Raw genomic sequence first — 23,462 nt, forward strand, 5'->3', positions numbered from 1 at the left:
CCAATTATTCCAATTATTAATACATCCTCACGATTTGCAGCTATTCATTTCAATGGACAACGAGTAGCAGGATTCAACAACATTGAGCTGATTTCGGATCGCCCGCTTGAAGTGAACTTAAAGGAAATTTACGAGACAAAGAAGCGATTTCCGGAGCATGCGCTTGTCGTTTCATTGATGGTGGAGCCTAAACGCGAGAAATGGCATGAAATTGTAAAAAAAGTAGAGGCAATCGGTGTCGATGGACTGGAATTGAACTTCGGATGTCCCCATGGCATGGCGGAGCGGGGGATGGGCGCTGCTTCTGGTCAGCAGCCGGATCTGGTTGAAATGCAGACAATGTGGGTCAAGGAGGCAGCGAGGACGCCAGTCATAGTCAAGCTTACGCCCAATATTACGGACATTACCGCGACAGCGAAAGCAGCTGTTCGCGGAGGAGCGGATGCGATCTCGCTGATCAATACCATTAATTCACTAGCTGGAGTTGATATCGATACATGGAATACGATTCCGCATGTTGGCGGAAAAGGCGCGCATGGGGGCTACTGCGGGCCTGCAGTTAAGCCGATTGCGCTTAATATGGTTGCGGAATGTGCCCGAAATCCTTTAGTTGGCGTACCCATTTCCGGGATAGGCGGAATATCGAGCTGGCGGGATGCGGTTGAGTTTATTTTGATGGGATCAACTGGCGTTCAAGTATGTACAGCTGCCATGCATCATGGCTTTAGCATCGTAGAGGATATGATCGATGGTTTGAACAATTATTTGGATGAAAAGGGTTTGAAATCAGTCAATGAGCTAATAGGCAAATCGGTAGAGCGCTATTCGGATTGGGGAGATCTAGACCTTAATTACGCGGTCGTTGCACGAATTGAACAGGATACTTGCATCGTTTGCAATAAATGCCATATCGCTTGCGAGGATACTTCGCATCAGTGTATTGAGCGGCATATAGACGATACTGGCGCAGCATACCTGAAGGTTCGCGAGGAAGATTGTGTAGGTTGCAACCTTTGTTCTATTGTTTGCCCGGTTGAAGGTGCGATTGAGATGGTAGAGGTTCCCTCGACGGAGCCGGCTCTAAGCTGGAATCAACGGCAAGCGGCAATTGCGTCACTAGGAAAAAGCAATGATTCTGACGATGGCGATAAGAAGGAGGCTGTATAGGATGACGGTGAGGCTCATTAAAAATGGGGTTATTGTAACGGCAGCCGACACATATAAAGCTGATGTGCTGATTAAGGAAGGCATCATCGCCAAAATCGGTATTGACCTCGAATCGGAAGCGGATGAGATTATCGATGCAACAGGCAAATACGTATTTCCAGGCGGCATTGATCCACATACCCATCTTGATATGCCGTTTGGCGGCACGGTTACGGCGGATGATTTTGAGACAGGCACAAAAGCTGCAGCTTTCGGAGGAACTACAACGATTGTTGATTTCTGCTTGACGACGAAAGGGAAACCACTGAAGGAATCCATTGCGGCATGGCATCAAAAAGCAGACAGTAAAGCCGTTATCGATTATGGCTTTCACCTCATGATTAGTGAAATAAACGATGCAGTGCTTGCCGAGCTTCCATCGATTATTCGTGAAGAGGGCATTACCTCGTTGAAGGTGTTTATGGCGTACAAAAACGTGTTTCAAGCGGATGACGGCACGTTGTTTCGGACGATGCTCGCAGCCAAGGAGCATGGAGCGATGGTAATGGTGCATGCTGAGAATGGCGATGTCATCGATTTTCTCATTCATAAAGCGTTGGAGGAAGGCAACACCGATCCTATTTATCATGCGCTTACGAGACCGTCGATTATTGAAGGAGAGGCAACTGGACGGGCAGCAAAACTAGCCGAGCTTGCTGGAGCGAGACTGTATGTTGTGCATGTGACATGCGCCGAAGCCGTCCAGCAAATCGCAGAGGCGCGCAATCAAGGCGTGGACGTGTGGGGCGAAACCTGTCCACAATATTTGGTGCTCGATCAGTCGCAGCTGGAGAAGCCGGATTTTGAAGGGGCAAAATACGTTTGGTCGCCGCCTCTTCGTGAAGCGCATCATCAAGAGATTCTTTGGAATGCACTGAAGAGCGGCCAGCTGCAAACGCTGGGTTCGGACCACTGCTCTTTTAATTTTGACGGACAGAAGGATTTGGGGCGGGGGGATTTCAGTAAAATTCCAAATGGCGGCCCCGTTATAGAGGATCGATTCTCGCTATTTTATTCGGAGGGCGTTCATCAAGGGCGCATTACGCTTAATCAATTCGTAGACATTGTATCGACGCGCAGCGCCAAGCTGTTTGGTCTTTTTCCCCAGAAGGGGACGATTGCCGTTGGCAGTGATGCGGATATCGTCATCTTTGATCCGCTAGCAGAGCGTATTCTCTCAGCTGAAACACATCATATGAATGTCGATTATAACCCGTTTGAAGGATTGAAGGTGACAGGCTTGCCCGTTAGCGTGCTATCACGCGGTGAATTTGTCATTCAAGATTGTCAATTTGTTGGCTCTCTAGGGGCTGGACGATATGTGAAGCGGGCTCCTTACAAGGGGGATAATCGATAGCTGCTTGTCCCAACGCTGCTTCGCGACATGAGGGATAAAGGGAAGCCATAGCGCCAAAGGAGGAAGAGAAATGTCCGCCTATGAGCAATTCGTCGAGGAGAAAAACAAGATTGATGCGTATTTGAATCAGGAGTATGTCATTACTGGCGTGCGTGAAGGRCTGAGCGGCGATTGGCTGGAGCTTAAGCACCCCGGCGGTGATGAAGCTTCGCTGCTCATTGAGACGGCGGATGCTCGCAAATATTTTGTTAATGTGCTTCTTAAACAAGATGTTAGAGAACAAAAAGACGTGCAGTAAAAATTTGAGCATAGATTTCCAAAAGGAGATAGCTCCTTGAGTGCGACAAAGGATAAAAGGTTTGTTCCCAACGATAATTAACAAACATAGGAGCTGATAGGATGGCTATAGAACCTATTTCCCTACAGGATCCGCTTAAATTACGTAATTTTATAAACGGTGTTTGGGTGGAGTCTGTAAATGGACGAACAGATAAAGTGATAAATCCGGCTACAGGCGCAGTAATCGCTTATGTCCCATTATCCGTTCAAGAGGATGTTGAAGCTGCTGTGCATGCTGCGGAGCAGGCTTATCCAGCATGGAGCAAAACCCCTGTTCCACGCAGGGCGAGGGTGCTGTTTCGTTACTGGCAGCTTCTGCAGGAGCATGCGGAGGAGCTGGCGGAGATTATAACGATGGAGAACGGAAAAAGCTACAAAGAAGCGGTCGGAGAAGTGCAGCGCGGCATCGAAAATGTGGAGTTTGCGGCAGGAGCGCCGACGCATATGATGGGCGCAACGCTTGCAAACATTGCAACGGACATCGATTCGGAGCTGTTCCGGGTGCCGCTTGGTGTAGTGGGAGGCATCACGCCATTTAATTTTCCGATGATGGTACCGTGCTGGATGTTCCCGCTTGCCATCGCGCTTGGCAACACTTTTGTGCTCAAGCCATCAGAACGTACGCCGCTTACCGTTAACAAGCTTGCGGAGCTATTGCGGGAAGCGGGATTGCCGGATGGTGTACTGAATGTGGTGCATGGCGCTAACGATGTTGTAAATGTATTGACGAGCAGTCCCAGTGTTAAGGCCATTTCATTTGTCGGCTCGCAGCCTGTTGCCAAATACGTATATGAACGTGCTGCGTATAACGGCAAAAGAGTTCAAGCGCTTGCCGGCGCCAAGAACATCCATATTGTAATGCCGGACGCGCATATCGATAAAACGGTTGAGAACATCATTGCCTCATCCTTTGGCAGTGCTGGTGAGCGATGCATGGCTTGCTCTGCTGTCGTTGCAGTCGGTGATGGGAGCAGCTTTATGAAGGCGCTGCAAGCTGCAGCGGAAGCGATGATCATCGGTTCGGGAATGCGCGATGACGTCACCTTAACGCCAGTCATACGCGATGAGCATCGCAAGCGCATCGAAAAGTATATTGCGAGCGGGATTGCTGAAGGGGCTGCGCTTCTACTTGATGGCAGGCTTGCAACGGAGCGCAGCGGCGAAGGATATTTTCTTGGACCGACGATTTTTGACCAAGTGAAGCCTGAAATGACGATTGCCACGGAGGAAATATTTGGTCCAGTATTATCTGTCCTGCGCGCGGAAGATTTAAATGAGGCGCTTACTATAGTGAATAGTTCTAGATTTGGTAATTCAGCAGTCATTTATACGGAAAATGCTAAGGCGGTTCGTCAATTCCGCGAGGAAGCGGAAGCCGGTATGCTGGGTGTTAATGTAGGCGTGCCAGCACCAATGGCTTTTTTTCCATTTTCGGGCTGGAAGGACTCTTTCTACGGAGATTTGCATGCCAATGGAAAGGATGGAGTGGAATTTTATACGAAGAAAAAAATGATAACATCGAGATATTTTTGATAAGGCTGCCTAGTATAAAAAATGCCCCCGCAGCGTGCTGAGCTTCAGCACTGGCAGGGGCATTTCTATTTACAATATTGCATTCCTATTTCTAAGCATGCGATAAAGAATGATCGAAGTGACCGAGCAGGCAAGCGCACATGCCCCGATGAATAGATAACCGCCTTGCAGACCTGCAACGAGGCTGGCATGTGAGTTTTCACTTCCGGCAAACAGCTGCTTCGTCCATTCTGTAATGGCGCCGATAGCGAGGTTGCCGATGACACTCGCTATACCCATTAAGGTTACGGTAAAGGTAATAGCGGTATCGGCGTTGTTTGGGTAACGTTTGGCAAGCAGGGCCATGACGGTTGGATAGATTGGGGCGATACCAACTCCTGCGAGTGCAAACAAAAAGGCACCTGGTTCACCGATGATAATGGCTGCAACTGAGCATAACCCAGAAAAAGCAGATAGTAAAATGAGCGATCTCGTGTAGCCAATTTTGTCAGTGACGGGACCGAGAACGAGCCTTGCGAGCATAAAGCAGAAGAAAAAGGCAGATAGCATTTTAGCCGAAGCATCGCCGCTCCAACCGTAAGCCTTCTCCAAAAAGTTAACGAGCCAACCGCCAACAGCAAGCTCCGATATTACTCCGAAAGATAGCACGACGACAATGAGCCAAGCGATCTTGTCACGAGCAAATTCCTTTAAAGTGATTCGTTCCTCGTGTTTTTGCTCATCACCGGCATATTTTGCGAAAAGTCCTGGAAGCATGGGCAAAATCGAGAGCGCGAGCATAAGCATGTACATTCCCCGCCAGCCTAGCGCAGAGCCAAATACTTGAACACCTATCAGCGAAGCAGCAATGATCGGGGCAAAGGTTGAGCTGAGCCCATAAAAAAAGTGTGCGAGGTTCATCATCGTGCCTGTGTTTTTGATGAAAATTCGAGCGGCAAGGATGGCTAGCGCGATTTCCAGCATCCCATTTCCGACATACATGAGGAAATAAGCGGATGAAAGTGAGGTGTAATTGGCTGCAAAATAGATGCAAACACCCGATACCGCCATAGAGCCAAATGTGAGCACCAAAGTGAGCTTCATTCCTGCTTTGCGGGTAAGCCACCCGGTAAAGCTGCATGCAAGCAAATAGCCAAGGGAGTTAAATGCTAACAAAATTCCGACTTGCAGCTCGTCAAGCTTCAACTCACTCTGCATTCTAGGAAGCGCAGGCCCTTTAATATTTTCAGAGAAGCCAAAGATGAGAAAACCTCCGAATACGACAGTAAGCAGCAGTATGTAGTTTTTGGATAAAGTAGATGTGAAACGAGACAATTTGGTAGTCCTCCATCGTTGTCATTATAATAGGAATAGAGTTTGATAAACGTATGCCGTGTCTAACTTTATCGTGTATTTATGTGATGTGCAATAGATAGCGGAAAGCAATTTCAGCTTTACTATGCGGCATGATGAATCGGATGTTAAAATAAATGATAGACCAATAACGTGTTAAGATAGATAGAAATGCAAGGAAGGGATGTTTGTGACGAATGAAGCTATTTCATACTGCGGACTGGCATTTGGGCAAGCTCGTTCAAGGCGTATATATGACAGAGGATCAGCGTTATGTTCTGATGCAGCTGCTGCAAGCGATCGAAATCGAACGGCCGGATGCGGTCATTATTGCTGGCGATCTCTATGATCGGGCTGTACCGCCTACGGAAGCGGTAGAATTGCTTGATGAGCTGCTCAGCCGGATCGTCATCGATTTAGGTACGCCAGTGCTTGCAATATCAGGGAATCACGACAGTCCAGACCGTATTAATTTTGGTACAAAAATGATGGAAAATCGCGGTTTATATTTGGCGGGACAGCTTCGCAAAACGCTCGGACCAGTCGTGCTAAATGATGAATTCGGCGAGGTTCACTTCCATCTTGTTCCGTTCGCAGATCCTGCGCAAGTACGCTACGTGTTTGGCGATGAATCCATAAAAACGCATGACGATGCGATGCGGGCAGTTACAGCAAACATTGCTGAGTCTATGAATCCAGAAGCTCGGCATGTGTTTGTCGGGCACGCTTTTGTTACGGCAACCGGAGAGCCGGAGCTTAATACAAGCGACTCCGAGCGGCCATTGTCTGTTGGCGGAGCTGAACATGTGAGTGCGGCTTATTTTGAGAAATTTAATTATACAGCGCTTGGACATTTGCATCAGGCCCATTTCGTTCGCAATCACAAGATAAGGTATGCGGGTTCCCCGCTTAAATATTCGATTTCTGAGGAAAACCATGCGAAGGGTTATTTTGTCATTGAGCTTAATGAAGCGGGTGAAGTGGAGATCGAGAAGCGCGAGCTGCTTCCGCTTCGCAACATGCGCCGTGTAACTGCTACTATTGAAGAGATAACGAAGCATGAAATAAACGAGGATTATGTTTTTGTTACTCTTTTGAATGATAATCCCGTATTGTTTCCAATGGAGAAGGTGCGTGCGGTTTATCCGAATGCGCTTCATGTGGAACGCAGGCCATTATCTTCAGGCAGCCATTCGAGCGATGGCAGCAGCTTGGACGCTGGAGTGGCAAAAGGACGGCGTGAGGCTGATCCAATCGAGCTGTTCGCAGCTTTTTATCAAGAAGTAAAGCAGCAACCACTCTCGGAAGCGAAAAAACAGTTGTTTGCGAATACGTATGCAGAGCTGCTGCGTGAGGAAGGAGGTATGCTATGAGGCCAATCAAATTAACAATGACAGCTTTCGGCTCCTATCGAGACACGGAAACGATTGATTTCAGCATGCTGGAGGATCGACGCCTGTTTGTTATTTCAGGCAATACAGGCGCAGGGAAAACGTCAATTTTTGATGCGATTTGTTTTGCTATCTATGGAACGGCTAGTGGAGAGGATCGAGCTGATCCCCGTATGCTTCGCAGTCATTTTGCTGCAGAAGAAATACACACCGCGGTTCATTTCGATTTCGCTATCGGTCGGAGAAGCTACTTGGTCCTTAGGCAGATGCCTCATCGCAAGGGCGGGAACAAAAGTGAAACAGGCGGTAAATGCGAGCTGTACGAGACGACTAGCGGGGAACCCATTCCAGCTGTAGACCGTTTTATTTTGTCTGACGTGAATGCTAGGCTGGAGCAGATTATTGGCCTCACCAAGGAGCAATTCAGTCAGATTGTCATGCTTCCGCAGGGAGAGTTTCGAAAGCTGCTGACTTCCGATACGGATAATAAGGAAGAGATTTTGCGCCGAATTTTTCGGACAGAGCTGTATGAGCGTTTGGAAAATCGTTTTCAGCAAAAAAATCGTGCGCTGCAGGATCAATTGAAAGAAGCAAAAGCGACYCTTAATGCTTATATGAAGCAAGTACAAGAGGCGCTGCCAGAGCGAGAAAATAGTAAGCTTGTTGAAACCTTTGAGCAGGAAGTATATAGTGCGACGCAAGTGACGGACGCTTTGGCGCTGGAGTTCGAATTTTATATGAAGCTTGCAGGAGAAGCGGAAGAGCAAAAGGAGCTGCTTGCAGGAAGGCTTGAAGCGGCAGAAGTGCAGCTGAGGCTTGCGATGACGCTGAATAGCAAGTACGAGGAGCATGCGAGGAAGCGGATGCAGCTTGAGCAGCTGGATGGTCAGAAGCCGGAATATGGCTTGAAGGAGCAGCGACTGGCGCTTGCTGAAAAAGCAGCCCATTTGGCACCATATCAGGAGCATGCTGAACGAACCGCTGCTGATGCGAAGTTGAAGCGGGAACAATTTGCTACGAGGCAAGCGGAGCTGGAAACCGCGGAGCGCGACTTTAAGGTTGCAGTTGAGAGGTTTGCAGTAGAAGAGCAGCGCGGCGACGAACGGCGAGAAGCGGAACGTGAGCTCAGCAAATTGCAAGAGATGGCTCCAATCGTAAGAACGCTCGCTAGCCAGCAGCAAGCGATCGACAAGCTCGTACTTGCGGAGAAGGGTTGTACAACTAAGCTTGAGGCATTGGATGCAGAGCTAATAAAGCTGCGAGAAGCGAAGCTCGCTGCAAATGCACAAGTGAAGGAAACAGAGCTTGAAACGGCAGAGCTGACAGATAAGCTGGATCAGCTGCGTCTTATTGAGCAGCAGGGGAAACAATTAAAGCGAGTAGTTGACGTCGAGAAAGAAATGACGAGAATCGCTCTATTAGAGAAAGAATTCGCTCAAACTCTCAGCAAAACAAAAGACAACCACGATCTGCTTGAGGCTGCATGGCTTGAGGGGCAAGCGTCACTGCTGGCTGCCCATCTGCATGAGGGCATGCCTTGTCCTGTGTGCGGCAGTGAGGAGCATCCAGCAAAGTCGGTCATACATTCAGAGATTCCTTCTCGTGAACGGCTGCAAGAGGCAAAGTTACAATTAGCTGCAGTGGAGCGGGAATGGCTTGAAGCGCGAGCACAAGCAGCTGCAGCACAAGCAACACGCGAGGACGGTGCTAAAGAGCTGGCGGAATTTGGATTGAAAGCCGTCATGCTGGAGGAGCAACGAGCGCAGCTGCTGCAGCTTTGGCGCGGCCTTAAGGAAGAAACGGACAAGCTTCTATTGAAAGTGAAGCAGCTTCCTGAGCTCAAGCAGTTGATCGAACGTCAGGAGCAGCAGCTCGAGAAGCAACAGCTTAGTAAGGAACAACTACAGCAGGAGCAGCAGCGCTTAATCGTTGAGCGAACGTCACAGCAATCGGCGCTGCAGCAGGAGCTGGGCTGCATCCCAGAAACGCTGCGTACTCCTGAGAAGCTGACTGAAAAACTAAACGAGCAGCAGGTAGTTTATGACCGAATGTCAGCTGCTTGGAAATCTGTTCAAGAGCAGCAGCAAAAAATGACAGCGAAGCTGGCCGAACAGAAAGCATATGCCGTGCAATCCGAGCAGCAGCAGCAAGAATCCGAAAAAAACAAGCAGCTAGCAGAGCAGCGATTGCTGGATGAGCTCGTGAAAGCGGGTTTTGACACGGTTCAGCAATATCGAGAAGCAGCTTTGCCTGACTCAGCTAGAGAACAGTTGAAAAAAGAAATTGCTGCATACCAAGCAGCCGTTGCTTCACTTATGCAGCAGCTGGTTGAACTGCAAAGCGAGCTTGCAGGCAAACCTAGAGTTGATCTGGCGCAGCTTCAGGAGCAGCTTGCTGCTTTGAAGCAGCAGCAGGAGAAACTATTTGCCGCCGCACAAACGGCAATGCGGACGGGTCAAGTTGCTGAGCGGCTCGCTGTTTCAATTGGAAAGGCCAATGATTATGTGAGCGAACTAGAGGCTAAGCTAGAAGAGGTCATGGATATATTCCAGATGCTGAAAGGGGATAATGCGCTTAAGGTATCGTTCGAGCGCTATATTCTAATTGAGTTTTTGGAGCAGATTCTCTTTGCTGCCAATACGCGTTTGCATGATTTATCGAATGGGCAATTTATGCTGCAAAGAAGTGATCGCCTTGAAACTCGCGGCAAGCAAAGCGGACTAGGCCTCGATGTCTATGATGCGTATACAGGTCAGAATCGTGACGTGAAAACATTGTCTGGCGGTGAGAAGTTTAACGCCTCGTTATGTCTTGCGCTTGGAATGACGGATGTTATTCAATCCCACATGGGCGGCGTGACGATTGAAATGATGTTCATTGATGAGGGTTTTGGTTCACTGGATGAGGAATCGCTTCAGAAAGCAATTACAGCGCTTGTTGATTTGCAGAAATCGGGAAGAATGATCGGAGTTATATCACACGTTCAGGAGCTGAAGGATGCATTCCCGGCTTGCCTTGAGGTTAATAAGACGAAGGAAGGTTTTAGTCGGACGAAATTAACGGTGAGATAAGCGGCTTGAATAAGAAAAGCCTGCTTCGAGCGCTCCATTGAGGCTGAGACAGACTTTTTACAGCTGGCCGAAATTTAATTAGGCAACAGATGACGCAATAGAAGCAGAGCCTACAAAAAATAAGGCAATACCGCCTACAAATACGACAACGTTAAGTACAATGCCAATAACGCCAAACGTTTTACGACGCTTGCTGGAAACGGCACCGATAATAGCTAATATAAGACCTGCAAGGGAGAGTAGTCCTGCTCCAAAAATACAAACGATAGTAAGCATCATAGAAACAAGAACTTCTTGACCAAGCGCTTCGATTGAAGCTTGAAAGGCTGCTTTATCAGAAGGGTCTGCTATAACGATGTCTGTATTTGCGATCTGATCAGCGAATGAGAAGCCTGAGACGATTGCAATAATAAGCAATACGGCTGAGAGCAGCCCAATGATGAAGGATGTAATGCCAATTCCTGAATGTTTCTTAGGACCTTCATAGATGGTTTGGTCATTGGAGAAAACGGGTCTTGAACCGTAAGGCTCATTGCTGGAAGATGGATTAGCATTGTTATTGGTTTCATTTTCCATTTATATCAGCTCCTTTACTAATTACGGTAAAATTATACACAAATACGAGAGGATTGAAAACAAATGTTTCCAAAATATTTTGCAATCGGAGCAATAAACGCGGCTTTAGCCATTGCTTTAGGCGCATTCGGAGCACATGGATTAGAAAAACAATTGAGTGATCATTATTTAGAGGTTTTTGAAACAGGCGTTCGTTATCACATGTACAGCGCACTCGGTTTAATGCTAATTTCCTTGTTCGCCAAACAAATGGGGACGAGCAAGCTTGCTTTAAATGGCGGTCGATTAATTCTAACAGGAATGATCATTTTTAGCGGCAGTTTGTACGTATTATCGCTTACGAGCTTCAGCAAGCTTGGCATGATCACACCTATTGGCGGCGTTGCGATTATAGCTGGATGGATATGTATTATTACTGCAGCACTTAAGAAAGAAAGTAATTAGTTAGAAATAAATAATGAATTGACGACATATTACTCTGTATTACAACAAAAAAACAAGTTGCTTTAGTAAATATTTCTATACCAGAACGCGTACATCGTTTATAATAAAGCGAACACTGACTTGACTCGAAATAGAGGAAGGACGTTTGTGCGTGACGAAACGGATAGATGGTTTTCCTGATAGAAAGCGACAACTCCTCAAGCAATCATTGAATGGATCGTTGGTTATTAGCTGTTTGCTGGCAGCACTCGGGTTGGTCTGKATTATCGTATCATTTATATTAATTTCTAACACGATGTACAAATGGACCGCTTTGGCCATCGCTGCATCGTTAATCGTAACTGCAGTAATTGTTTATATAAAGCGAAATGTGACGTTTAGCTTCCAAAATTATCATACGGCAATTGTAGAGACCTTGCTTCGTTCAGATGCCGTTCCGCTGGCGATATTGGATAAAAACGGGATTGTCATGGAGTTGAACGAGGCGTCCGGCCGTACACTTGGTTATGACCGAACCGAGCTTCTCGGTGAAACGATCTTGACATTAGTCGAACCGGGCAGCCGGCAATTGCTGCAAGAAACATTTGAGCAGGCTTTGCTTGGTGAAACGAAACAGATCAATATTAACATTACACATGGTTCAGGTTTTCCGCTCGAGCTTCAAGTTGTTTGCTCTCCTATGATACAGATGGAAGAAGTCATCGGAACGGTAGTGATAAGCCAAGATTTAAGCGATCGCAAACGAAATGTTGAACGAATTCGCTACATGGCCTATCACGACGATATGACCGGATTGCCGAATCGCACTTTGTTTCAAATGAAACTGACGGAGACGTTGACAAGGGCGAAGGAAGAAGAACGTATCGTTGGTATTTGTTATTTGGATTTAGATCGCTTTAAGCTGGTTAACGCATCCTTTGGACGCGAATTCGGTGATATTCTTCTCATGCAAGTTGCTGAAAGACTAAATCGAGATCTTGATGACAATGATTTTGCAGCGCGTATGGAAGGCGATGAATTTGCTTTATTATTTTGCAATTTACGATCGGAGAAGCATTTGCTTGAGCTGTGCAGAAATCTCCTCAAGTCGATTGAAGAGCCCTATGAGCTGAGCGGCTTCCCGTTACATATTACAGCGAGCATTGGTTTGGTTACAAACAGCAACGCGGATGATGATAGTTATTCGCTTATCAAGAAAGCAGATATGGCGCTTGTCAAAGTGAAGGAAAGCGGGAAAAATGATTGCCTGCTTTATTCGGAGGACTGGAGCAATTCGTCATTGGAGCGACTTACGCTGCAGCATGAGATGTATCGCGCGATTCAGCGCGAGGAATTTATTTTGCATTATCAACCGCAATATGATTTGAGTTCAGGTACTATGGTTGGCGTAGAAGCGCTTGTAAGATGGAATCATCCGCTTAAAGGCATGATACCACCAGGGAACTTTATCCCGTTAGCTGAAGAGAGCGGCATGATTGTCCAAATTGGCGATTGGGTGCTGGAAGAGGCTTGCCGTCAAAACAAAGCATGGCAAGACGCTGGATTGCCATTAATGCCGGTATCCGTCAATTTATCGATTAGGCAATTTGTTCAAACGGATCTCGCAGGCAAGGTAGCGGCAGTACTTGAGAAAACAGGCCTCGATCCAAAATATTTGGATCTGGAAATCACGGAGTCGATGACGATGGATGTTAGCCATGTGTCTCGCTGTTTGCTCGACTTAACGGAATTAGGCGTTAATATTAGCGTTGATGATTTTGGCACGGGCTATAGTTCATTTCATTATTTGAAAAACTTCCCGATTGATCGGTTGAAAATTGACCGCTCCTTCGTACGTGATATTCAGCAGGACCCGAGTGATGCAGAAATCGTTGCAGCAATTATTGCAATGGCTCATAACCTGAATATTCAGGTTATCGCAGAAGGCGTGGAAACTGAAGGGCAAATGGAGTTTCTTCGCAAGCATAAATGCGATGAAATGCAAGGCTTCTTCTGGAGTCCGCCTGTATCAAGTGACAACATTGAACAAATGTTATCTCCGGGTTATGCATAAAAAAACCGTTCTATGGCTGATAAACAGTCACTGGAACGGTTTTTTTCTTCATGCGTGGATTAGTATGAGAAGTCTTCAATTTCGTTCATTCGAAACGTATACACTTGCTTCTCGTCGACATGATAAACGGTAATAATATTTTCCGACTCATCCATATTAATGATTCGGCAAGGAATGCTGAGCGTAATACCTAAGCCTTTATTAACGAGGAGCCGGATTAAGGTATTGTTTTTCATGAGTGCCCTTATTTTGTCGTAATAGCTTAAAGCTTCTAGAGCATCTGCTGCTGGTTTGTCGGCCTTTTTAGCTTCTTTTGTTTTCTCAGGAGTGGTGGTTGAAGTTCTGTTAGGTTGTACGTTGTCAGCATCTTTAGTTAAGTTAGGCGGCAAAGGGATTTCTCGGGTGGAGCTTGTATTATTCTTGCGATGTTCGATTTGCTCTCCAAGTTGGATGCCGGATAATATACGGAAATCAACAAAGTCAGAACCATTTAGCGAATGAAGCAATTGCTCAAGCGCTGCAGCGTTGTTTTTCCCTTCTACAAGCACCTCAATATTAAAAATAAAGGATGCTCGGTCTTGTGAAGAGTTATGTTTTTCCATAGGACCTCCGGACGATTCGATATAGTACTAATATACCACTAAATCGATTTTTCATGTAGTAGTGAGCAGCGATAACTCGAGTGATGCAAGAAAATGTATCCGCATTCAAATGGATAGGTACAGGATTTAGATTAAATCTGTGCTATACGGTATAAAGACCTAACTACTTATAATAAAGTTCGGCTGATCTATTTTAGCATATATTATTATTTCATTGAAACATTAAACGGAGGTTGTGATGTCAAGATTAAATGCAGAATAAATGTATAATTTTATAAAAAAACAAAAAATGGATTGTTGGTCTCGATATATTATGTAGTCTTAGTATGGGCAGGGTTAGACAGGTTAAAAGTAGTGAAAATGATAGAGTCACTTTGCCTTATTGAAGGTAGAGGTGGCTCTATTTTTAGGTATGCTACAAATGACTATTATTTAGAAAATAAGGCTTGAGTACAATCAATAACTGAGGAAAATTCATTTACTATTAATAGAGTCTGCCGATAGAGGGGTAGAGGTTTTTTTGTTTCTGGCAGAATTTTTATTTTAAATGATAAGTTTTATATAGATTTAATGATAGGGAAATTGGAATTGAAAATTTTCATCGATTCTGATTTTTTGTGATATATGAATTCGAGATTGTTGTACAAAGGATGGGGCTAATGGATATGTATTGTGGCAGCTCAAAACTTAACAGATCGCAATGTTCAAGTAGCAACTGTTCCTGTTCCGGTTCATTAAGCTGCGACGGGACGCGTAAGAAGGGGATAACTGGCGCGACGGGATCGACAGGTGAAACAGGGGCGACGGGTGCAACGGGAGTAACAGGAGTGACAGGAGCAACTGGGGAGACAGGGGCGACAGGGGCGACAGGGCCGACAGGGCCGACAGGAGCAACGGGAGCAACGGGAGTAACAGGGGCAACAGGAGCGACAGGGGCGACAGGAGCCACGGGAGTAGGAGTGACAGGTGCAACTGGGGCAACGGGCACGACAGGAGCGACGGGAGTAGGAGTGACAGGAGCAACTGGGGCAACCGGAGCTACAGGAGCGACGGGAGTAGGAGTATCGGGTGCAACGGGGGCAACCGGCGCTACAGGAGCGACGGGAGTGGGAGTGACAGGAGCAACTGGGGCAACCAGCGCTACAGGAGCGACGGGAGTAGGAGTGACAGGAGCAACTGGGGCAACCGGAGCTACAGGAGCGACGGGAGTAGGAGTAACGGGTGCAACGGGAGCAACCGGCGCTACAGGAGCGACAGGGGTGGGAGTGACGGGTGCAACCGGGGCAACAGGCACGGCAGGAGCGACAGGGGTGGGAGTGACGGGTGCAACCGGGGCAACAGGCACGACAGGAGCGACGGGAGTGGGAGTGACGGGTGCAACCGGGGCAACAGGCACGACAGGAGCGACGGGAGTAGGAGTGACGGGTGCAACAGGGGCGACGGGCACGACAGGAGCTACTGGAGTAGGAGTGACAGGAGCAACCGGGGCCACAGGTGCCACAGGAGCGACGGGAGTAGGAGCAACAGGGGCAACCGGAGCTACAGGAGCGACAGGAGCGACAGGGGTAGGAGTGACGGGTGCAACCGGGGCAACCGGCGCTACAGGAGCGACGGGAGTGGGAGTAACGGGTGCAACGGGAGCAACCGGAGCTACAGGTGCGACGGGAGTAGGAGTGACGGGTGCAACTGGGGCGACAGGAGCTACGGGAGTAGGAGTGACCGGAGCAACCGGCGCTACAGGAGCTACGGGAGTGGGAGTGATCGGAGCAACCGGGGCAACCGGCGCTACAGGAGCGACGGGAGTGGGAGTGATCGGAGCAACCGGGGCAACCGGCGCTACAGGAGCGACGGGAGCTACGGGAGTAGGAGTGACAGGAGCAACAGGGGCAACCGGAGCTACAGGAGCGACGGGAGTGGGAGTGACGGGTGCAACAGGAGCAACCGGCGCTACAGGAGCGACGGGAGTAGGAGTGACTGGTACAACTGGCGCAACAGGAGCAACAGGAGTAGGAGTAACGGGTGCAACGGGAGCAACAGGTGCGACAGGTGCGACAGGAGCCACTGGTCCGAACTTTGCTGCTGAAGGATTTTCAGCATTTTTGTCTTCTCTTACTTTATCAGCAACGGGTCAGCTTATTAACTGGTCTGTAGCGAATCCTTATTATGGAAATGCGAATTTCAATGCCGCAACAGGCAATTACACGATACCGGTCACTGGTAGATATTCTATTTTAGCAACAGTAAATTATATAACCACTGCAGCTATTGGCGTAAGCCTCGGAGCTGGAGTAAACCCTTTCTTTCTAGTTCAAAGAACATCGCCTACTACAACAAGTTTGGTTACTGGATTATTACCTATTTTGAATGTTAATATTGCATTGCTTCTAACCTTAAGAGCTGTACTTGGTAATGGAACAGTAACTTTGGCAGGTGAGGTTACGCTCTCCGCTGGAGATGTTATTGGGCTTTACTACAATGCGAACGGTCTGACAATATCACTTAATATAGGCGGCGGTTCTACAAATGGTGTAGTTTGGTCTATGCACGAACTTACGTAATATTCAATCATTCATTTCGTTAATGGAGGTCAAATCTACTAGGCATATGACTTCTTTTGGAATAAATTCAGATAATGTATAACCATGTGCCGGAAAGATACATTTAATATAAGTATGAACTGGAATATGGTTTTTTTGAAAGAGGGGGGAATATGCTGAAAAGGAGATTCTGTTCAAAGAAAAAGCCCTTATTTGAATTAATGAATGTTCTCATGGTGAAACCCTCTTTTATTCAAATAAATAAGCAAAAATCAAAATATATAATAAAGAAAAAATGCTGTAAAAAAAGAGCCCGAAGGAAGAGATGTTTCCCGATATTTCCGTGTCCTCCTAAGCGATGTCACAGGCCAAGACCGAGACCATGTCCAAGGCCTAGGCCGTGTCCTTGCCCGGATTCACCTTGCGTTGATCCTGCGACTATGCTGGTCGAAAAAGAATGCTGTGGAAATATATTACTTCAAGGTAATCTAACGGGACTTCAAATATGGGAAACAGATATTGAAGCAAAAGTTAAGGTGGCGCAAATTACTATATACTCGAGTCCATCGAGCACAGATCCTTTGGAAGTAGAAATTGTTGGTACAGAAACTAAACTAATGATTGTACCACCTGGTAATACGGTTAATTTTATTGGTGAAGGCATTAAATCTGTAAAAGTTTCTGCAAAAGGTAATGAGTTACTTTATATTGAAGGAAAATATGTAATTTCAACTACGATTGGTCTGCATTCAAACCCCATTCCATTAAATGAACAATAATAAAGGGTGGTTCTTCAATAAATGAAGAACCACCCATTATTATTAAGTTATAAGATTAAAGACTATAACGGACAGTAATACAAAACTCCCCTTGTGCTGCTGCCGTCGTAGTTAAGGAAATGGTATTAAATCGTGCTACCGTAAATGATGCACTGCCTCCAACAGGAATAACTATGGTTTGAATAGCTGCTACGATTCCTGTTCTGAAGAAGTTTACTGTTAATGGTGCTGTACCGGTTTCATATTTAACATATCCTGTACCATTGATGGTTTGTGATATATTGTCCGAATAAATGATTTGGGTCCCAGCTGCAGCTAATTGCCAATTTGAGCACACTTTATCTTGCACAATGACTTTATCTGAGCAACAACTAAGTGTAGAATTTGTTTCACACATATTCCTTTATCCCTCCACTCATTATTTTATTGGACAGGGTAACGGGTAGTTATGCAGAACTCCCCTTGATAGGTACCTGGTGAAGCTGCTGGAAGCGTTATTTGAATGGCACTGAAGCGCCTATACGTAAAAGCAAGACTCGTTCCGGGAGAGAGTGTAAATGGAGCAGCATTGATTGGATTTCCCGTGCTGTCGAGAAAATCAAATGTAATATCATCTGGACCGATGTCGTATTGCAAATATCCAGTACCAACTATATTTTGGTTAATATTATTTGTGAAGACGACAACTAGGACATCAGCAGCGACAACGGTGCCACTCCATGGTGTACATACTTTATCTTGTACAAAGTTTTTATCAGCACAACAAGTTAAAGCAGTTGCAGAATTATTACAACCCATACCTAAATCCCTCCTATTTATAATTTCTAACTATTTAATGCAGGCATTAACCTGCCCGCTTGGACATCTGCCTGAGGTGAGAAATATCTTTTAAACAAGACGACATACGATCATGCAATTTCTATGGGTAATAGACTAGAGAGAGAAGAAGAACCATACAAAATGAAGATCGAAGGGATTTGTCATTGGAGAAACATAATTAGAGCCTAGCATTTTCAGAAGAATGCAGGAGCATAAATAAGCAAACATCCAATAATGCCAACTTACTTTTGCATATACTGATGTTGCAGTGCCTTGCTTTTTACATTATGTAAAAGAAGGGGGTCCAAAACCCTCGAAAAACACAAAAAAGCCCTATCATGACAGGCTTTCATTTGGTTTTTCATGATTATTATCTTAAATGAAAATTAAGTGTAAACTTTTTTAAATGACTAGTTTTTTACTAATCTTGAGACCAGTTTGTGAGTTTGTTGAGTTGAATTGTGATTGTGAGAAATATATGTAGCTGGCTTTCCACTTTGAGGGGAGTCTTTTTTTGATTAATTTTGTTTCGACATAGTTTGAGACAAATTATATGCCAAATTGTATAATTATTGGAAAGTTAGGAAGGTTTGGTGAAATGGTTATTTCATAGGGAGGAGAAATGTTTTGAATGATGTAAATACATATAAAGGGTGCTGAGGAGCTTGAGTGAAGGTGACGATGTTGTAGTTATAGGAGGCCATAGGACGGCTTCTATATTGGTTATCAATTAGATGGGCATAAATTCTGGGAATTAACTGGTGTCTCTTTTTCGACTGAAGTATCTTCGTTAGAAGTCCGTAAATACAAATACCATTTAGCAGGACATTTGCATCATGCCATATTGCCGATAAGTAGGCTGCTATAAGTTAAAATGAAAAACATCCGAGTTTGTTAACCTGTTGATTTTCTTTTTTGAAGAGGTAAGGTGCAGGAGTGCCTGACGTGTAAGTATAAGTATAAGGATAGTAAGTATCCGTTTTGTTGTGATTAGTTTGATTAGAAAGGCAAGGAAAGGTTAAGTTCAAAGGGAGAGGTTCGAGATGAAAAAAGAAGAAGTTTGTCCCGAATGTGGAGGAACCAACTTTGGGAAAGGTAAGTCGCACGGTGAAGCCAGAGTATACCCTATGAAAAAAATACTAACTTTAGGATCAGATGTTACTCATGTAATTTGTATGAAGTGTGGATATATTTTAAAAAGTTTTGTTATTGAGCCACATAAATTTGAGGATAAATAAAGTGAATATCGACATTTGCGAATATATTAAAACAAGTGTTTCATCGAAAACTCAACATGAAAGGAAATTATTGATGTAAGCAGGAGTTACGATAGATCATTGGGTCAATTTTCTCCCAATCATATAATGCAGATAGATAACTTCATTTGGACTTCAGTCGGGAGAGGTACATATCACGGTTTCATTTTAGGGAGATGAGGAGATGAAAATCAATAAGAAGTATAATTATTGGGTATTTTATTTTGACGAATCAAATGATGATGATAGGCAGCGTGTTGCTGCGATTTGGGATGGAGAATGGCATGGTATAGAATTGCTGGATAAGTCTGATACCGAATTGAAGGAATATCTAATAGAAGTAATTGATGATTACAATGTATACACAGGTGAAAAAATCAATAGAAATTTGATTGAACATGCTATAAATGAGATAAAGAAAATTAAAGAAGAGTTGAATTTTTTAGGGTAATGAAAACTCTGTTTCATGTGGCTCCCAACATGCAACAAGAGCCGACAGTGCAGATTGATTCACTTATCAACTTGTGATCGCATTTGTGATTTCACCCCTCAACCACTGCATAAATAAGCAAACATCCAACACTGCAAACTTACTTTTGCATATACTGATGTTGCAGTGCATTGCCTTTTACATTATGTAAAAGAAGGGGGTGGATCCTATATGATGCGGATGGTTCCTTTCACACTGGAGAATGGAGAAACCGTTCTTGGCGTTGAAGTGAAGCTGCCCAAAACAACTTTGCTCGCTATCATGACGGACAAAGGATATATTATGTGCGGTGCGCTTGATGTTTCTCTGCTTAATGAGCGACTCAAAGACCGGGAAATTATAGCTGGCAGAGCTGTTGGAGTAAAAACGTTGGAAGAGTTGATGGAAGCCCCTTTGGAATCCGTTACTTTAACAGCAGAGACAAAGGGTGTTGTAGTAGGCATGAAGGGCTCGGAAGCGCTCCAATTGATGCTTTAACCAAAAGAAAACAAAGAGCCCCAATCAAGCTGTACGCGTGAATGCCGCGAACAACAGATTAGGGCTTTTATTCTCTAATGATTATTCAAAAAGTTTGCGAAGATTAACATCGTATGGCGCTTGGACGATGCCTTTTTCAGTAATAATGGCTGTTACATATTCATTAGGCGTTACGTCGAAGGCCGGATTGTATACTTTAATGCCCTGAGGGGCTGTACGCTTGCCGAAGCCTTCTGTAATTTCTTCCGCATTGCGCTCTTCAATTGGAATTTCAGAACCAGTCGGCGTATTCAAATCAATTGTGGAAAGAGGACTCGCTACATAAAAAGGAATGCCGTGAGCTTTAGCGAGTACAGCTACGCTGTACGTTCCGATTTTGTTAGCTACATCACCGTTTGCAGCAACGCGGTCAGTACCTACGATAACCGCATCTACCCAGCCCTTAGCCATAATCATACCAGCCATGTTGTCGCAAATAAGCGTAACATCGACGCCTGCCTGCTGTAATTCAAATGCAGTTAACCGAGCGCCTTGAAGGACAGGACGCGTCTCGTCAGCATATACACGCAGTGTAATACCGCGTTCCAAGGCTAAGTAGAAGGGTGCAAGAGCTGTGCCGTATTTAGCCGTAGCCAAGCCGCCAGCATTACAGTGTGTCAATACACCCATATCATCTTTAAACAATGATAGTGCATGTTCACCGATCATTCTGTTTGTTTCTTCATCTTCGCTTTGAATCGCGATTGCTTCCGTTAGCAAAGCGGCTTTGCTTTCCTCAAGCGACAAGCCTTTCTCGATGTAAGAAGCGGCAGCTGCTTTCATGCGATCAAGTGCCCAGAACAAGTTAACTGCGGTTGGTCTTGAAGTCGCAAGATATTCTGCTTGCTTGACGACTTGCGCGAGCCATGCCTCAGTGGTTTGCTCATCTCGGCTGCCTAGAACGACTCCGTAAGCTGCTGAAATGCCGATGGCTGGAGCTCCGCGTACTTTTAAGTGGCGAATCGCTTCCCATACATCCTCTGCAGTCGTTAAAGGCAAATAAACGATTTCTTCTGGCAAAAGCCGTTGGTCAAGTAAATCAAGCCTGTCTTCGGTCCAGATAACCGATTGCAAGCCAGCATAATTATTTGTTGTCATGGTGTCATTTCCTCTCTGTGTTCAATCATTTATTTGCAAGTGATAAGGCAACGTCGATAACTTCCTCAATGGATTGCGTATTGCGGTTGTTGCGAATCAGCGATGTTCCAATAGCAAGAGCGAGGCGCTGAGCTTTCTGTTTAGCAGCTGCATCAGGGATACGATCTACATCGATTACATGAGACAAACCGACGATTCGGCGTACGGTTTTGCAGCCTGCAAAACCAACAGCGTCCTGCAGCAAACGATTCATATAGTAATCTTGGTAGCCTGGTGTTGAAGAAGCAATACGATCGAGACCATGCTCATCCCATAATGCACGGAATTTTTGATCGAATAGGTTCCACACATCACGCACCGAATCGGTCAAATAACGACGGAAGTCATTTCTCGTTTCTGTATCCGTGCTCCAATGCTCTTGTCCTGCAAAGTTGAGAAGCAAATTCGCAATAACAGCACCGATGTCGAAGCCAATTGGACCATAATAAGCGAATTCAGGATCGATGACCTTTGTAGATTCAGGCGTTACGAAAACACTGCCCGTATGAAGATCGCCATGCAACAGCGCTTGTGCATTTGTTAAAAATTTGTCACGCAGAATCGCTACTTCAAAATGAAGCTGTGAATCCTGCCAAAGCGCCTCAGCAGCATCCTGAATAGTTGGATCAAAGCTGTTGTTAGGCGAATTCGTATAAGGATCGTCGAATATAAGATCCTCTGTTATTTTACATAACTCAGGATTAATAAAAGCTTTTACGCGCTGCTTCTTTTCCTGCTGGTTCATGCCAAGATCAGAGGTGAAAAATAAAGTCCGCGCCATAAATGTTGAAATATCGTCCGCGAATTTAGGATAACGTGTTCCGCCAATCAGCCCTTGACGCATGATAATATGATCGCTGAGATCTTCCATAATCGTGAGATAGAGCTCTGGGTCATATTTATAAACGTTTGGAACGAGTCCAGGAGCAAGCTCGCCTTCCAAAATAAGCTTATCACTTTCAATACGTGCACGATCGAGTGTAAGTGGCCAAGACTCCCCAACAACTTTAGCATAAGGAAGCGCCTGTTTCATAATAAGGCTCTTGCCGCTGCTAGAATCAACGATGTGGAAAACCAAGTTTAAATTACCGTCTCCAATTTCTCGGCTGGTTAAACTTGCTCCCTCTGGGAAATAACCGTCAAGCGAAAGAGCTATTTGAATGGCTTCTTGTTCTGATAATGGATGATATGCAGACACGGCTGTCCACCTCCGGTTTATAGTAGTTGGGCAGCAATGCCCAGTATTCATCTCAACATAGTATAATGTATATTATTTCGCCTTGGAATACCCTCATTTGATATAATGTTATCAATTATAGACAAGTTGGATGGAGGAAGTATAGTGACTGCACAAAAAGAACAACAGTCGATCGCTTTGAAAGAGTGGGCTGTCAGTGTAAAAGCGCTCGCAGAGGGGCAGCAAATTATCGTTATGCGTAAAGGCGGAATCATTGAAGAAACGCGAGATTTTCAGCTTATTAGCCCCTGCTTTTATTTAATGCCTGCTTACGAGCACCAGAAGAAACATCTTCTAAAGGAGCAATATGTTGACGGTTTGGATGAAACGTTAGCGAATTGGTCGATAGACATGGAAACGATTAAGCTAGAAGCTTACGCTGAGGTCGTTGAAGATATTGAAGTAACGGATCAAGAAACACTCGATCGTTTACGCGATTTGCATATATGGACAGATACGTTTGCAGAGGAAAGATTGCGCTGGAAAAAAACCAAGCCGCTGCATGTTTTATTGCTTCGAGTTTACCGATTGGAGAAGCCTTTGGAAATTTCGATGAGGCCTGCTTATAATGGATGCAAATCTTGGGTAAGAATGGAAGATGAAATACCATCTCCAAAGATTTTGCCTGTACTGGATGAAGAAACATTTCTGTCAGAAGTTCAAAAAATTAAAAATGCATTGGCATAAAAGATTTATTTTGATCAAAGGATCTTACGAGGAAAACCCATCTAATTGCCGATTAAAGGTGAAATAGGAGAAATATAAGCCGAAATCAACCTTTAGCTTT

General features: G+C 45.3%; 21 protein-coding genes. 14 read left to right on the forward strand and 7 right to left on the reverse strand.

Features of this window, described 5'->3' with window-relative positions; translation table 11 throughout:
• The 4 genes from preA to AC1DPK_RS13070 all read left to right on the forward strand — a co-directional run.
• Positions 1-1,167 (forward strand): NAD-dependent dihydropyrimidine dehydrogenase subunit PreA (preA, locus tag AC1DPK_RS13055; protein ID WP_477510565.1); only part of this gene is annotated, 1,167 nt, incomplete at its 5' end.
• Position 1,168: 1 nt separating this feature from the next.
• On the forward strand, positions 1,169-2,563 hold the full coding sequence (gene hydA, locus AC1DPK_RS13060; protein WP_477510566.1) for a dihydropyrimidinase: 1,395 nt from the start codon (positions 1,169-1,171) through the stop codon (positions 2,561-2,563).
• 70 nt (positions 2,564-2,633) lie between these two features.
• A complete protein-coding gene (locus AC1DPK_RS13065) occupies positions 2,634-2,861 on the forward strand; it encodes a hypothetical protein (RefSeq protein WP_477510567.1) in 228 nt (75 codons plus the stop codon).
• Positions 2,862-2,962: 101 nt separating this feature from the next.
• Complete coding sequence (locus AC1DPK_RS13070; RefSeq protein ID WP_477510568.1) at positions 2,963-4,435, forward strand: CoA-acylating methylmalonate-semialdehyde dehydrogenase; 1,473 nt, start codon at positions 2,963-2,965, stop codon at positions 4,433-4,435.
• Positions 4,436-4,504: 69 nt separating this feature from the next.
• Here AC1DPK_RS13070 and AC1DPK_RS13075 read toward each other — a convergent pair whose 3' ends face one another.
• A complete protein-coding gene (locus tag AC1DPK_RS13075) occupies positions 4,505-5,749 on the reverse strand; it encodes an MFS transporter (protein WP_477510569.1) in 1,245 nt (414 codons plus the stop codon).
• Positions 5,750-5,964: 215 nt separating this feature from the next.
• Here AC1DPK_RS13075 and AC1DPK_RS13080 point away from each other — a divergent pair, with 215 nt between their 5' ends.
• Positions 5,965-7,140 (forward strand): exonuclease SbcCD subunit D, encoded by a 1,176-nt coding sequence (locus AC1DPK_RS13080; protein WP_477510570.1) that lies wholly within the window; start codon positions 5,965-5,967, stop codon positions 7,138-7,140.
• Positions 7,137-10,229 carry an AAA family ATPase gene (locus AC1DPK_RS13085; RefSeq protein ID WP_477510571.1) on the forward strand — a complete coding sequence of 1,031 codons (3,093 nt, stop codon included), beginning with the start codon at positions 7,137-7,139 and terminating at the stop codon, positions 10,227-10,229. The genes AC1DPK_RS13080 and AC1DPK_RS13085 overlap by 4 nt, the downstream gene beginning before the upstream one ends.
• 78 nt (positions 10,230-10,307) lie before the next feature.
• Here AC1DPK_RS13085 and AC1DPK_RS13090 read toward each other — a convergent pair whose 3' ends face one another.
• Positions 10,308-10,805, reverse strand: a complete 498-nt coding sequence (locus AC1DPK_RS13090) for a hypothetical protein (protein WP_477510572.1) — start codon at positions 10,803-10,805, stop codon at positions 10,308-10,310.
• A 63-nt stretch (positions 10,806-10,868) separates the two neighbouring features.
• Here AC1DPK_RS13090 and AC1DPK_RS13095 point away from each other — a divergent pair, with 63 nt between their 5' ends.
• The gene (locus tag AC1DPK_RS13095; protein ID WP_430063522.1) at positions 10,869-11,249 is read left to right on the forward strand and encodes a DUF423 domain-containing protein; all 381 of its coding nucleotides are present in this window, start codon (positions 10,869-10,871) and stop codon (positions 11,247-11,249) included.
• A 151-nt stretch (positions 11,250-11,400) separates the two neighbouring features.
• Complete coding sequence (locus AC1DPK_RS13100; RefSeq protein ID WP_477510573.1) at positions 11,401-13,302, forward strand: putative bifunctional diguanylate cyclase/phosphodiesterase; 1,902 nt, start codon at positions 11,401-11,403, stop codon at positions 13,300-13,302.
• Positions 13,303-13,361: 59 nt separating this feature from the next.
• Here the strand turns inward: AC1DPK_RS13100 and AC1DPK_RS13105 are convergent, their stop codons facing one another.
• A complete protein-coding gene (locus tag AC1DPK_RS13105) occupies positions 13,362-13,904 on the reverse strand; it encodes a hypothetical protein (protein ID WP_477510574.1) in 543 nt (180 codons plus the stop codon).
• Positions 13,905-14,563: 659 nt separating this feature from the next.
• Between AC1DPK_RS13105 and AC1DPK_RS13110 the strand changes: the two genes are divergently transcribed.
• Both AC1DPK_RS13110 and AC1DPK_RS13115 read left to right on the forward strand, forming a co-directional pair.
• A complete protein-coding gene (locus AC1DPK_RS13110; protein ID WP_477510575.1) occupies positions 14,564-16,462 on the forward strand; it encodes a collagen-like protein in 1,899 nt (632 codons plus the stop codon).
• 152 nt (positions 16,463-16,614) lie between these two features.
• Positions 16,615-17,220: an S-Ena type endospore appendage gene (locus AC1DPK_RS13115; RefSeq protein ID WP_477510576.1), complete on the forward strand. Its 606-nt coding sequence runs from the start codon at positions 16,615-16,617 to the stop codon at positions 17,218-17,220.
• 55 nt (positions 17,221-17,275) lie between these two features.
• Here the strand turns inward: AC1DPK_RS13115 and AC1DPK_RS13120 are convergent, their stop codons facing one another.
• Both AC1DPK_RS13120 and AC1DPK_RS13125 read right to left on the reverse strand, forming a co-directional pair.
• Positions 17,276-17,617 (reverse strand): DUF3992 domain-containing protein, encoded by a 342-nt coding sequence (locus AC1DPK_RS13120; protein ID WP_076270281.1) that lies wholly within the window; start codon positions 17,615-17,617, stop codon positions 17,276-17,278.
• A 26-nt stretch (positions 17,618-17,643) separates the two neighbouring features.
• Positions 17,644-18,018, reverse strand: a complete 375-nt coding sequence (locus AC1DPK_RS13125; protein WP_441885457.1) for a DUF3992 domain-containing protein — start codon at positions 18,016-18,018, stop codon at positions 17,644-17,646.
• A gap of 1,064 nt (positions 18,019-19,082) precedes the next feature.
• Between AC1DPK_RS13125 and AC1DPK_RS13130 the strand changes: the two genes are divergently transcribed.
• The 3 genes from AC1DPK_RS13130 (at position 19,083) to AC1DPK_RS13140 (ending at position 20,262) form a co-directional block, all read left to right on the forward strand.
• Positions 19,083-19,277, forward strand: coding sequence for a transcription initiation factor TFIIIB (locus tag AC1DPK_RS13130; protein WP_477510577.1), 195 nt, complete (start codon positions 19,083-19,085; stop codon positions 19,275-19,277).
• Positions 19,278-19,479: 202 nt separating this feature from the next.
• Positions 19,480-19,746 (forward strand): hypothetical protein, encoded by a 267-nt coding sequence (locus AC1DPK_RS13135; protein WP_441885453.1) that lies wholly within the window; start codon positions 19,480-19,482, stop codon positions 19,744-19,746.
• A 210-nt stretch (positions 19,747-19,956) separates the two neighbouring features.
• On the forward strand, positions 19,957-20,262 hold the full coding sequence (locus AC1DPK_RS13140; RefSeq protein WP_076270277.1) for a YunC family protein: 306 nt from the start codon (positions 19,957-19,959) through the stop codon (positions 20,260-20,262).
• Positions 20,263-20,343: 81 nt separating this feature from the next.
• Here the strand turns inward: AC1DPK_RS13140 and mtnA are convergent, their stop codons facing one another.
• Positions 20,344-21,399: an S-methyl-5-thioribose-1-phosphate isomerase gene (gene mtnA / locus AC1DPK_RS13145; protein WP_076270276.1), complete on the reverse strand. Its 1,056-nt coding sequence runs from the start codon at positions 21,397-21,399 to the stop codon at positions 20,344-20,346.
• Between the two features lie 25 nt (positions 21,400-21,424).
• Entirely contained in the window at positions 21,425-22,636 is a 1,212-nt protein-coding gene (gene mtnK, locus AC1DPK_RS13150) for an S-methyl-5-thioribose kinase (protein WP_477510578.1), read from the reverse strand.
• A 144-nt stretch (positions 22,637-22,780) separates the two neighbouring features.
• Between mtnK and AC1DPK_RS13155 the strand changes: the two genes are divergently transcribed.
• Positions 22,781-23,362, forward strand: a complete 582-nt coding sequence (locus tag AC1DPK_RS13155) for a DUF1802 family protein (RefSeq protein ID WP_477510579.1) — start codon at positions 22,781-22,783, stop codon at positions 23,360-23,362.
• The last annotated feature ends 100 nt before the right edge of the window (positions 23,363-23,462 follow it).

Source organism: Paenibacillus sp. 01T424, from assembly GCF_056398745.1.